The following is a 12,887-nucleotide window of genomic DNA, read 5'->3' on the forward strand; positions in this document are numbered from 1 at the left end:
CTACAGAGTCGATGCCTACCCTCCGCCCCTGAACACCTTGGAGGGTTGGGCATGGGACAGGGGCGTCGCTGGCTGGGACTGGGGGTGGTGCTGGCGCTCCTGGTGACGGGGGCCTCGGGCTGCAAGGACTCCGGTCCGGCCCCTGGCACGCCGCCTCCTGGCGACCGCCATGATGATCCGCCCCTGAACAACGACGACGCGGGCGTCGCCGGCCCGGACGGCGGCATCATCGTCCCCGAGTACGACGCGGGCACTCCGGAAGAGGAGCCGGACGCGGGCACGCTGCCCGACGGCGGCAGCGCGCTGCCCGCGCGAGACCCGGACGCCGTCTACAAGGAGAACCAGAAGAAGGGCACCACGGCCTGGCGCATCGACAAGAACGCCAACAGCCGGGAGATTGAAGGCTACGCCCTCAAGGCCACCCTGAAGCAGGGCGAGTCGCTGCGCGTGGCGGTGTCCCTGTCCGAAGCACGCAAGTTCAGCTGGTACGTCTACCGCCTGGGCTACTACGGCGGCGCCGGTGCCCGCGAGGTCGCTCGGGGCGGTCCGGTGCAGGGCACGCGGCAGGCGGACTGTCCGGCGGATCCGACGACGGGGATCATCGCCTGTAACTGGTCGCCCACGCTGGAGATCCCCATCGGCGAGGACTGGGTGCGCGGCGTGTACGTGGTGAAGCTCGTGCGCGACGACCGGCCTTCGCGCTACGTGCCGTTCTACGTGCGTGACGAGAACCCGCGCTCGGAGGTCGCGGTGCTCATCCCCACCTCGAACTGGGCGGCCTACAACACCTGGGGCGGCACCAGCCTCTACGATGATCAGAAGGGCGTGATGAAGGCGCAGGGCGTCGCACGCGCCTTCCAGTCCTCCTACGACCGGCCCTTCTACCGGGGCCAGGGCTCCGGGCACCTGATGACGGACGACTTGAGCCTGGTGACGTGGCTGGAGTCGCAGGACCTGGACGTGGGCTACTTCACCGACGAGGACATGGACGAAAGCTACGACTTCCTGCGTGGCGCCAAGGTCTTCTTCATGTCCGGCCACGACGAGTACTGGTCCTCGAAGCAGCGCGACCACGCGGACCGCGCCCTGTCGGAAGGGCGTTCCATCATCAACCTGGGCGCGAACAACGCCTACTGGCAGGTGCGCTTCGAGCCCTCGGCGGACGGCCGGCCGCGCCGCGTGGTCACCTGTTACAAGGGTGCACCGCAGGACCCGTACAAGGATCAGCGCAAGACGGCGAAGTTCCGCGACCTGCCCGCGCCCCGCCCGGAGAACGCGCTCCTGGGCGTGCAGTTCGCCTCGCGCTGGCACCAGTGGCCCTTCCCGACGGTCATCACGAACCCGGACCACTGGGTCTTCAACGGCACGGGCCTGAAGGCCGGTGACACGCTGTGGATGGCCAACGGCTACGAGGTGGATCAGCTGGTGTCCAACGGCAAGCAGCCCGCCAACATCGACGTGCTCGCGGAGTCCCCCTCGCTGTCGCTCCAGGGCGGCTTCGGCTTCGCGCACATGGTCGTGCGCAAGCAGGGGGACGCGTACGTCTTCTCCTCGGGCGGCATCGACTTCGTGCAGAAGCTGGCCGGGGTGGGGGACCGCGTGGCGGATCCGCGCGTGGGCCGCATGGTGGCCAACGTGCTCTACAAGGCGCTGGGCCGGAAGCTGCCGGGTGACCTCGTGAAGTTCCAGCCTCCGGCCGCTTCGTCGCCGGTGGGACCGTTCGCGGAGTCCGTGACGACGGTGGCAGGACAGCCCGGCAAGCGCTGCCGCTCGGACGCCAAGGTGGCGGCGGACGAGCTGGGCGCGCCGCTCGCGGTCGCCGTGCTGCCGGACGGCGGCTGGGCGGTGGTGGACTCGCTGGGCAACAGCGTGAAGCGCGTGTCCCCGGACGGGAAGGTCCGCACGGTGCTCACCAACCTCGTGGGCCCCATGGGCATCGCCGCGGACGCGCTGGGCAACCTCTACGTGTCCGACACCGAGAACGCGCTCATCCGCCGCATCACCCCGGACGGCAAGTCGGAGGTCTTCGCGGGCACCTCGTGGGGCTACCAGGACGGCCCCGCGCTGGCCGCGGCCTTCAACCAGCCGGCGGGCCTGTCCTTCACGCCGGATGGCACCGCGCTGCTCGTGGCGGACCTGAACAACAGCGTCATCCGCCGCATCGACATGGTGACGCCCGGCAACCCGGTGACGACGCTCCAGGGGGACTGGCTCTACCGCCCCTCCGCAGTGGTGCAGGCGGCGGATGGCACCGTCTACGTCGTGGAGAGCGGCATGGCGCGCGTGGTGCGCGTGCGCGACGGCGTCACCACCGTGATGGCGGGCTCCACGCCCGGCTACCGCGACGGCGACCCGAAGGAGGGCCAGATGCTGCCGTACCTGGGCCTGGCGCTGCTGCCGGACGGCTCGCTCGCCATCTCCGACCCGGGCAACTACCGCGTGCGCCGGCTCGTCTTCGACGCGTCCGGCGAGCCGCTGAAGCTGACCACGCTCGCGGGCAGCGGCCGCTATGGCGCGGAGGACGGCCCGGGCCGGGACGCGCAACTGGTGCTGCCCGCCGGGCTCGCGGTGGGGCCGGACGGCACGCTCTACGTCGCGGACGCAGGCAACTCGCTGGTGCGCGCCATCAAGCGCTGATCAGCGGCCCGGGTTGCGCATGCCGCCCAGCGGCGGCGGCGCGTCCATCTCCTGCCGCGTGCGCCGCCGGTCCGGGGTGTCGCGCGGCAGCTCCACGAAGGTGCACATCTCGCAGAGCCGGCTGTAGATGCGCTCGCCCACGCGCTCGCGCAGCAGCTCCGCGTCCTTCATGGCGGAGCGGGCGTCGTCCGTGGTGCGGTAGCCCGAGGGCGCGCTGCTCCGGGCGCCCTTGCGCTCCGGCTCCAGCGAGTAGTTCGTCGCGAAGAGCGTCGTGCGCCCCGCGTTGTAGCGCCGGGCGATGAGCTCATCGAGCGTCTCCATCTCGAAGGGGCTGCCGCGCCCCTTGCCCAGCTCGTCGATGGCGAGCACCTCCACCTCCGACAAGGGCCCGATGATCTCCCCGCCGCTCTTGCCGTCCTGGAAGCCGCGCCGGATGGTCGCGTAGAGGAGGGAGATTTCGACGTAGCGGGACTTCACGCCCATCTCCAGCACCAGGTGCCCGAGCGTCGCCGCGAGCAGGTGCGTCTTGCCCGTGCCCACCGGCCCGCTCAGCACGAAGCCCTTGTTGGTCGCGCCCTTCACGTACTGGTGGGCGAAGTGCATGGCCACGCCGCGGCCCCGGTCCTGCGCTTCGTTGAAGGGGCGGTAGTTATCGAACGACGCGTGCGCCATGACGCCCGGCATCTGCACGTCGTTGTAGAGCGCCACCCGCGTGCGCCGCAGCGTGCACACGCACGGCTCCAGCACGTCATACGTCCGCGCGCCCATCTTCGCGCTGAAGGTGCCTTCCTTCTGCACCAGGATGTGCCCGCGCCCACCGCACACCGGGCAGTCCGCCGAGCACGTACACACCCGCGCCGACGCAAGCTCTCCGCGCCGCTCGATGAGGTACGTCCGCCCGCCGCACAGCCCACACGCTTCGCCGTTCGCCTTGGCAGCCATCGTGCCCAGCCCATAACACCGTCACCCACGGCCGTCAGCCCACTGACCGGCCGTTCAGGCGTGAGGCGGAAGGAAAACCTCTCAGGTTTCCTTCATGTCCAGCCGCCGTCTGACGGCCGCCTGCAGCCGGAAGCGCCGGGCGACACGCCGCGCGCGGGCCGTCATCAACTGCTGTTCACCGGTGCGCGCATCGCGCCACACCGTGCGTCGCTCCGCGAAGGGAAGGGCGCGCAACAACGCCATCAGCGCCCACGCCTCCTGTTGATCCATCGCCGCGGGCTCGCGCGGCACGCACGCGAGCACCGTGTCCAGCAGCCGGTGCACGCGCGGCGCGAGTGTGGCTTCACGCTCCGTCAGGGCCCGCAGCGCCGCGCACAGCCGCGCGTGCCGGACCTCTTCCCACGAGCGGGCAGGGCGCTTCTTCGAAGAGGCGGGGCGCGCCTCCTCGCCCTGGCCCGCGGACAGGTCGCGGTACTTGCGGATCTCCGTCTCCACCTGACGCCGGCACGCGCGCAGCGAGCGCAGCACCGGCTCACCGGGCCGCGCGTCCCACAGCGCCTTCTCCGCCGAGCGGGAGATGCCCCGCGCCACGACCTCGAAGGGCACGCCTTCCTGCGCCCACGCGGTGACGAGCTCGGTGTCCAGCGCGGACAACATCAGGCCCGCGCCACGCACCGCGAGGAAGTAGTCCTGCACCAGTTCTTCGAAGCTGGCGCTCTCCGGCAGAAGGCTCATGATCCGACAACCACTCCAGGCAGTGCGACCAGGCGAACAGCCGCCAGCTTCCCATACCCGTTGGGGCGCCCGGTGCAACCTTCCTGTCGCTGTCTGGAGCGCGCTCGCGGCACAGCGGAATTGAAGTTTTCCCGCCTGCTATCCAACGGACCGGACGTCCGTCCGTCCAAGTTGACCCGCCTTGCGGAAACCGCGCATAGTACGGGTCCCCTCATGGAAATTCCCGAAGATTCCCGGACACTTGCCAAGCAAGCAGGCATCCAGGGACGCCGGTTCCCCGCTCCTAGGAAGACCATGCGCCGCTCGTTACTCGTTTGCCTCGTTCTCCTGACTTCCATGGCTTCGGCCCAGGAGAAGAAAGCACTGCGCGACGCTGACCTGGGCAAGAAGTCCACGACCACCGTGGACAAGTCCCTCGCTGGCGACATCACGCGCCCGAAGGAAGCCCAGCAGGCCGCTCCCGCGCTTCAATATGATCAGTTCCGCCTGGGCGTGGAGGTGCAGGTCGCCTCCAAGCGCCGCGAGCAGATCGAATCGCTGAAGAAGATCATCTCGCTGTCTCCTGATCAGAAGGAGGCCCCCAGCCTGTTGTTCCGCCTGGGCGAGCTCTACTGGGAGGAGTCGAAGTTCTTCTTCTTCGAAGCCAACCGGAAGGACGACGAGCTCATCGTCGCCATGAACCGCAACGACGCCGCGGGCCAGCAGAAGGCCAAGGCGGAGAAGGCGGAGCTGATGGCGAAGGTGAAGGAGAACGGCAAGTACGCCGTCGAGCAGTACACGAAGATCGTCCAGGAGTACCCGAAGTTCGAGCGCACGGACGAAGTGCTCTTCTTCCTCGGCCAGTACCTGATGGAGGACGGCCAGGACAAGAAGGCGCTCGTCGCGTTCAAGCGCCTGGTGGAGAAGTACCCGCAGTCCAAGTACATCCCGGACGCGTACTTCGCGTTCGGCGAGTACTACTTCAACAACTCCAAGGGCAAGCGCCCGGAGCTGGAGAAGGCGCTCGCGGCCTACAAGAAGGCCGCCGAGTACCCGGAGAACCAGGTCTACGCCTTCGCCCTCTACAAGCAGGGCTGGTGCTACTTCAACATGGGCGAGTACGAGTCCGCGAAGGACAAGTACAAGACCGTGGTCCTCTACGGTGAGCTGGCGGGCGCCGGCGCCGTGGAGAAGGACGGCAAGGCCAAGGCGAAGGGCTCGCTGGTGCGTGAAGCGCGCAACGACTACGTGCGCGCGTTCGCCCGCGAGGGTGACGTCACGCAGGCCCGCGCGGACTTCGGCAAGGTCGCCACCAATCCGGAAGACCGCTTCGGGATGATGAAGCAGCTCGCCAACCTGTACTACGGCGACGGCAAGGACCGCGAAGCGGCCATCACCTTCAACGCGCTGATCAAGGAGAAGCCGCTGTCTCCGGAGGCCCCCGGCTTCCAGGGCAAGATCGTCGACTGCATCCTGCGCATGGGCAACAAGGAGCGCACCGTGGCCCAGGTGCGCCGGCTCGTGAAGATCATGAAGGACGTCGAGTCCTCCGGCGTCATCAAGGACGACAAGGACAAGAAGGCGCTCGCGGAGGCGAAGGAGCTGTCCGAGCGCACGCTCTCCAACCTCGCCGTCACCTGGCACAACGAGGGCAAGAAGACGCGCAGCGAGGAGACCTTCAAGTACGCGGACGCCGTGTACAGCGACTACCTCACGCTCTTCCCGGAGAACCCCAAGGCGTACGACCTGCGCTTCTTCTGGGCGGAGCTCCTCAACGACAACCTCCAGAACTTCGACAAGGCCGCCGCCAACTACACGCTGGTCGTCCTCCAGGACGCCAAGGTGCTGGAGGCCAAGGACGACAAGGGCAAGCCCAAGCCGGGCAAGCCGGGCAAGTGGCTGACCAACGCCTCCTACAACGCCGTGCTCGCCTACGACGAAGTCGTGAAGGCCGCCGAGGCGCGCGGCGAGGCGAAGTCCGAGTCCGCTGGTACGGACATCCAGAAGAAGATCGCCATCCCCACGCTGAAGAAGTCGCTGCTCGACGCGTGCGAGCGCTACCTCAAGTACGTCCCCAAGGGCGACAAGCGCGTGGAGATCGCCTTCAAGGCGGCGAACATCTACTACCGCCACAACCACTTCGACGAGGCGGTGCTGCGCTTCTCCGAAATCGCGCTCGGCTACCCCGAGTACAAGTTCGAGGACGGTCAGCGCGCCGCGGAAATCGCCGCCAACCTCATCCTCGACTCGTACAACCTGCTGGGCGACTTCGCGAAGGTCAACGAGTGGGCCCGCCGCTTCTACGCCAACGACAAGCTGGCCACCGGCAAGTTCCGCGACGACCTGGCGAAGCTCATCGAGCAGTCGTCGTTCAAGCTGGTCAGCCAGCTGGAGGAGAAGAAGGAGTTCTCCAAGGCGGCCGAGGCGTACCTGAACTTCGTCCACGACTTCCCGCAGACGGAGATCGCGGACCTGGCGCTCTACAACGCGTCCGTCGACTACTACAAGGCGAAGAGCCTGGATAAGGCCATCGAGGTCCGCAAGCGCCTGTTCGCGGAGTACCCCCGGTCCAAGTACGTGCCGGACTCCATCTACGCGAACGCGGAGGCGCTGGAGGCCATCGGTGACTTCGAGGAGGCCGCGGGCACCTACGAGCTCTACGTGAAGGGCTACGAGCGCAACCTGAACGAGAAGGGCGGCGCTCCGGCGGCGAAGGCCAAGGCGAAGAGCAAGGCCAAGGGCAAGGCGAAGCAGGCCTCCAACGACGCCGGCCCCGCGAAGCCCGCGGTGGTGCAGAAGTGGGACGAGTCCAAGGCGCAGATCGCCCTGTTCAACGCGGCCACCTACCGCGAGGGCCTGGGCCAGCTGAAGGCCGCGCTCAAGAACCGCGAGCACTACATCGAGCTGTGGCCCAAGTCGAAGGACGCCGAGGCCGCCTTCCTGTCCGTCGTGGACCTGTACGTGAAGCAGGGCGCGTACATGAAGGCCATCAAGCTCCTGGAGGAGTACGAGCGCGACAACATGCGCTCGCAGAGCAAGTTCCTCATGGCCGAGGGCCGCATCGTCGACATCTACACGAAGATGAAGAAGACCAACGACGTGCGCCGCATGAACAAGCGCATCTTCGAGTACTTCGACCAGCTGCCCCGCCGTCAGCAGACCGCGCTGGAGAAGCCCGCGCTGGCCGCCGCCGCGCAGGCGAACCTGCTGGCCATCGAGCCGGACTGGAACGAGTTCCGCCGCCTGAAGCTGTACTGGGGCGTGCCGCCGTCGCCCGAGCGCTTCAAGGGCTCGCTGGCCGACAAGGGCCGCGCGCTGGAGGTGGTGCAGAAGAAGTACGTGCAGACCGTGGCGCTGGGCGCCCCGGAGCCGGCCATCTGCGCGCTGCAGCGCATTGGCCTCGCGTATGACCACATGGCGGAGCTCGTCGTGAACGCGCCCATGCCGCGCGGTCTGGACGAGGAGTCGCAGCAGGCCCTGCGTGACGAGTTCGCCAACCAGGCCCAGCCGCTCAAGGACAAGGCCACGGAGGCCTTCTCCGGCGCGGTGGCCAAGAGCCGCGAGCTGGGCGTGTTCAACGACTGCGCCGCGGCGAGCCTGAAGATCCTCCGCACCACCTACGCCCCGGACCGCTACCCGGAGGTGCTGGAGGAGAAGCTCGCGCTGAAGAACAAGGAGTTCGTGCTGGGTGGAGACCTGCTGGCCGCCGTGCAGGACATCCCGCCGCCGGTCACCAAGGTGGAGCCGGAGAAGCAGGCCAAGAGCGAGGCGCTCAACGAGGACCTGTCCGCGCTGACGAACGCGCTTCGTCAGCAGACCGAGTCCGAGGTCGCCAAGCCCGCCGCCGCGTCCAAGGACGGCGCCCCCAAGAAGACCGTTGATGATCAGGAGCCGGAGGACTTCCTCTAATGAATCGCCGCATGCACCCGTTCCGCCCCCTCCTGCTGGCCACGCTGGCGCTGACCGCCGTCGGCTGCTCCACCACGCAGACCAACACCCCGGCGCCTGTCGCCAAGCCCGTGGCCGCCCCCACGGGCCCGGTGTCCATCTCCAACCGCGCCATGCTGCTGTTCGATGACGCGGTGAAGTCCTTCGACGCGCAGAAGAAGGCCAAGGCCTTCGACTACCCGTCGCTGGAGCGCAAGTTCAGGGCCGCCCTGGAGGCGGACCAGAACCTCGCGGAGGCCGAGTACAACCTGGGCGTCATCGCCGAGCGCATGGGCAAGCCCGACGAGGCGAAGGCCCGCTACGCGGCGGCGCTCACCAAGAAGCCGTCCCTGCGGCAGGCGTCCGACAACCTGGCCATCATGAAGCAGAACGGTGGCGACGTGGCCGGCGCGGTGGCGCTCTACCAGGACGTGCTCACGCGCTACCCGGATGACGCGGGCTCGCGCGCGCGCCTCGCGGAGATCTACCGGCAGAACAACGACCACGACAAGGCGATGGAGCTGTCTCGCGCCGCGCTCATGCGCGACCCGATGAACACCAACGCCCTCAAGGTGATGATCCGCAGCTACCTGGACCGCAAGCAGCTGGCCATGGCCAAGCTCGTCGCGCTGCGCGCGGTGAAGCTGGACAACACGGATCCGGAGCTGCACCAGTCCGTGGGCCTCATCCTCCTGAAGGAGGGCGACACGGAGGGCGCGCGCCTGCAGTTCAAGAGCGCCCTGGAGGCGAAGGCGGACTACGTGCCCGCGCACGTGGAGCTGGCCCAGCTGGCGCTCAACGCCGAGGACTTCCCCGGCGCGGAGGAGCACCTGCGCCGCATCCTGCAGTCCGACGGCAAGAACGCCGCCGCGCACGTGGACCTGGGCATCGCGCTCAAGGGCCAGGGCCAGTACGACAAGGCCATGCAGGAGTACGACGAGGCGGAGAAGCTCAACCCGGACCTGGGCGCCACGTACCTCAACCGCGGCATCATCCTGCACAAGGTGAAGGACGCCCCCGAGCGCGCGGTGGAGCTCTACAAGAAGTACGTCGCCCTGGCGGGCGGCGAGGTCGCGCTCAACGCCGAATCCCCCGTCTTCGGCCTCATGCGCGAGGCGGAGAGCATCGTGCAGGCCAAGCGCGAGGCGAAGGCCGCGGAGGACCAGGCCAAGCAGATGGAGGCCCTCCAGGCCCAGCAGCAGGCCGCGATGAAGGCGGAGGAGGCCAAGCAGAAGGGCCAGACGCCGCCGCCTCCTCCTGGCGCCGCGACGCCCGTGTCCGGCACCGGCACCGCCCCGCAGGCCACGCCGGCCTCCGCGACGGGCGCGCAGCAGCCGGCCGCGACCCCCGCCGCGGGGAAGCAGGCAGAGCCTGCCCAGAAGAATGCAGCCCCGGTGGACTCCGACGAGCCGACCGACGACCTGCTGTGATGTGGGAGACGCCCGCCAGTGGCTTCACGCTGGCGGCGCGGCTCGGGAAGATGCGAACCTTGTGAGCCCCTCGCTTTCCAGGGCGGGGGCCCACCATGCGGAAACACCAGTGGGCCTTGGGAAGGCCCCACGTGGAGGCAGGATGCGGAAGTGGCTGATGCTGTGCGTGACGTTGTCGGTGGCCCCGGCCTTCGCCCAGGACGAGGGCGGCAAGGCGCAGGGTGAGGGTGGCGGCGCCAAGATGCAGAAGACGACCAGCGTCGACTTCGAGGACGACACCATCGAGGGTGACCTCACGAAGCCGGATGGCGAGTACGTCGAGGCGCGCAAGACCGTGAAGCACTCCAACCTCATCCGCATCCGCGAAGACTTCGAGGACAAGGTGATGCAGTCCGTGGGCGAGCTGTAATCCCCCCTCCACGAACTGAAATCCGGCGGCGGGAACCTTCCGCCGGCACCGTTGTCCAAGAAGCGCAAAGCCCTACCGGGAGCCCCCCATGGCCGTACCCCTGACACTCAAGGTCTTCAAGGGCGACACACTGGTCGCCTCCAAGGACTACGAGCGCGACATCATCAAGATTGGCCGTCTGTCCTCCGCGCACCTGTGCCTGGAGGATGACAAGGTCAGCCGCATCCACTCCGTCATCGAAGTGGCCGCCGACGGCTCCATGTCCATCATCGACATGGGCAGCGTCGAGGGCACCTACGTCAACGGCAAGCGCGTCAACAAGGGGCAGGTCTCCTTCGGTGACGAGGTCCGCGTGGGCGGCACCACCATCCGTCTGGAGAACCCGGCCGCTGTCGCCGCGGTGAACCTGGCCGCCGCCGTCGCGCAGGCGGACGCGCCCACGGACAAGAACCCCACCATCGCGCCCGTGGCCCCCGCCGCCGCCATCGCGCAGGCCGTCGCCGCTCCGGCGCCCGCCGCCGCTCCGGTGGCCGCGCCCGTCGCGCCGCCCGCGCCCGCCGCCGCGCTGGACGCGTCCGTCGCGCCCACGCAGAAGAACGCCGTGGCGCCCGCCCGCGCTCCCAAGGCGAAGGCCGTGCCCGTGGAGGACGACGCGCACGAGGAGCAGGACGCCGCGCCGCGCGTGCGCACCGTGAAGAAGACGAAGTCCAACGGCCCGCAGGGCGTGTCGCTGCGCCTGCTCTGGGGCGACCAGCGCGTGGGCGAGTTCTTCGTGCCCCCCGGCGCGAAGAAGGGCTTCACGGTCGGCACCGCCAAGGGCGTGGACTTCGTGATGGGTGACGCCAAGCTGGGCGCCCCCTCCTTCGAGGTGCTGCGCACCGACGGCCAGTCCTTCAGCGTGCGCTTCGCGCGCAAGATGAAGGGCGAGCTCACCCGCAAGGGCGAGACGCTGGACCTGGAAGCGGTGATGGAGTCCGGCAAGGCCTCCCAGGACGGCGATGCGTACGCGCTGAACCTGGAGGCGGACGACTTCGTCTGGGTGGACCTGGGCGGCCTCACGCTGGAGGCGCAGTTCCAGCCGGTGCCCAAGCGCGTCGCCGTGCCCATCGGCGAGAACATCGACTACACGGCGCTCAACATCTTCCTGGTGATGTTCTTCATCGGGACCGCGTTCGTCATCCACTCCATGAACCAGAGTGGGGAAGGGGACGAGTACGCGGATGAGCTCGCGGGCAACGACGCGCGCATCGCGAAGCTGATCATCAAGCCTCCGGAGACCCAGAAGAACAAGTTCCTGGAGAAGCTGAACCAGCAGAAGGAGAAGAAGTCGGGCGAGATGGCCCAGAAGTCCCGCGGCGACGAGGGCCAGATGGGCAAGAAGGACGCGCCCAAGTCCAACAACCGCACCGCCCCCAAGGGCGACCCGAACAAGAAGGACGAGGCGCGCGCCCTCACCGCGAAGATCTTCGGCGGCGGCAAGGGCGGCATCTCCACCATCTTCGGCAAGGCGGGCCTGGGCGGCGAGCTCAAGAGCGCCATGGGCAACATGTTCGGCGCCAAGGCGGGCGACGCGGGCGGCTTCGGCGGCCTGGGCCTGCGCGGCAGCGGCGGTGGCGGCGGCGGCACCGGTGACAGCATCGGCATCGGCGGCATCGGCACCAAGGGCCGTGGCGGCGGCAGCGGCAGCTACGGCACCGGCGTGGGCACGCTCGGCGGCAAGCAGAGCGTGGACGTGGGCATCACCTCGTCGGATCCGGAGGTCATGGGCTCGCTGGACAAGGAGCTCATCCGCCAGGTCATCCAGCGCAACCGCGGGCAGATCCGCTACTGCTACGAGAGCCTGCTCAACCGCTTCCCCAAGCTGGGCGGCAAGGTGTCCGTGAAGTTCGTCATCAGCGCCAACGGCTCGGTGGCCACGTCCAACGTCGCGCAGTCCACGGCGGGCAACTCGGACCTGGAGACCTGTGTGGCGGGCCGCGTGCGCACCTGGAAGTTCCCGGAGCCCAAGGGTGGAGGCTCCGTGATCGTCACCTACCCGTTCATCTTCAAGCAGGCCGGTGACTGACGTAGAATCAACACATCCGTAATCGCCGCGGGCGGTCCTGGAGACAGGGCTGCCCGCTTCTTCAATTCACCCCTCCCGTCCCCGCGGGAGGCCTGCCCCCCACCAGGCCGCCTTCCATGCAGAAACTTGCTCCTCTTGCCCTGAGCGCCGCCCTCTTTCTTCCCGCGATCGCGGGCGCCCAGGACACCCCCAGCGCCGGTTCCAACGCGATGAAGGACCGGCCCGCGGTGACCTTCAACGAGGTCGAGCGCGGTGTGTACTTCGGCGTGTACGGCGGTCCCTCGTGGATCACCAACCCGCCCGCGGACTCCGGCCCGCGGCCCTTCTCCTCCGGCCAGATGGCCCAGGTGGAGCTGGGCGTGGACCTGGGAGAGCGCCTGTCCCTGGGCGTCTTCTTCATGGGCTCCGCCAACCGCGCGGGCACCGAATACGTCGGCTACTCGCAGGGCGCCGCCTCCGGTGACTTCACCATGCTGGTGCCTGGCGCCGTGGCGCGCGCCCGTCTGGTGGGCTTCGCCGACAGCCAGGAGGTCAAGCGGACGTGGATCTACGCCCGTGTCGGCGTGGGCTACGCGATGTTCTCTCCCAAGAAGCTCCTCCCGGATTCCGACATTCTTGTGTTTGCCGGGCCCGGAGTGGAGTACTACACGCGGCTGCGCCACTTCTCGGTGGGGCTGGAGGTCGTGGGGAACTACCTCGCCTCCAAGGGCGCCTTCGGGTTCGCGGTGGCGCCCAACATTCGCTACGCGTTCTAGCGGGAGAT

General features: G+C 68.4%; 8 protein-coding genes. 6 read left to right on the forward strand and 2 right to left on the reverse strand.

What is annotated here, in order from left to right; genetic code table 11:
* Window positions 1-51: 51 nt before the first annotated feature.
* Window positions 52-2,637, forward strand: coding sequence for a N,N-dimethylformamidase beta subunit family domain-containing protein (locus tag JYK02_RS07120; protein ID WP_207050074.1), 2,586 nt, complete (start codon window positions 52-54; stop codon window positions 2,635-2,637).
* Here JYK02_RS07120 and JYK02_RS07125 read toward each other — a convergent pair whose 3' ends face one another.
* Window positions 2,638-3,579, reverse strand: coding sequence for an ATP-binding protein (locus JYK02_RS07125; protein ID WP_207050082.1), 942 nt, complete (start codon window positions 3,577-3,579; stop codon window positions 2,638-2,640). It abuts the gene before it with no gap.
* A gap of 81 nt (window positions 3,580-3,660) precedes the next feature.
* A complete protein-coding gene (locus tag JYK02_RS07130) occupies window positions 3,661-4,314 on the reverse strand; it encodes a hypothetical protein (RefSeq protein WP_207050083.1) in 654 nt (217 codons plus the stop codon).
* Window positions 4,315-4,608: 294 nt separating this feature from the next.
* Here JYK02_RS07130 and JYK02_RS07135 point away from each other — a divergent pair, with 294 nt between their 5' ends.
* From JYK02_RS07135 to cglE, 5 genes are all read left to right on the forward strand, one after another.
* A complete protein-coding gene (locus JYK02_RS07135; RefSeq protein WP_207050085.1) occupies window positions 4,609-8,202 on the forward strand; it encodes a tetratricopeptide repeat protein in 3,594 nt (1,197 codons plus the stop codon).
* On the forward strand, window positions 8,202-9,650 hold the full coding sequence (gene gltE / locus JYK02_RS07140; protein ID WP_207050093.1) for an adventurous gliding motility TPR repeat lipoprotein GltE: 1,449 nt from the start codon (window positions 8,202-8,204) through the stop codon (window positions 9,648-9,650). The genes JYK02_RS07135 and gltE overlap by 1 nt, the downstream gene beginning before the upstream one ends.
* A gap of 142 nt (window positions 9,651-9,792) precedes the next feature.
* Window positions 9,793-10,059 (forward strand): adventurous gliding motility protein CglF, encoded by a 267-nt coding sequence (gene cglF, locus JYK02_RS07145; RefSeq protein ID WP_207050095.1) that lies wholly within the window; start codon window positions 9,793-9,795, stop codon window positions 10,057-10,059.
* A gap of 88 nt (window positions 10,060-10,147) precedes the next feature.
* On the forward strand, window positions 10,148-12,124 hold the full coding sequence (gene gltG / locus JYK02_RS07150; RefSeq protein ID WP_207050104.1) for an adventurous gliding motility protein GltG: 1,977 nt from the start codon (window positions 10,148-10,150) through the stop codon (window positions 12,122-12,124).
* 116 nt (window positions 12,125-12,240) lie between these two features.
* Complete coding sequence (cglE, locus tag JYK02_RS07155) at window positions 12,241-12,879, forward strand: adventurous gliding motility protein CglE (protein WP_207050113.1); 639 nt, start codon at window positions 12,241-12,243, stop codon at window positions 12,877-12,879.
* Window positions 12,880-12,887: the final 8 nt, after the last annotated feature.

This window comes from Corallococcus macrosporus, from assembly GCF_017302985.1.
GTDB lineage: Bacteria > Myxococcota > Myxococcia > Myxococcales > Myxococcaceae > Corallococcus > Corallococcus macrosporus_A.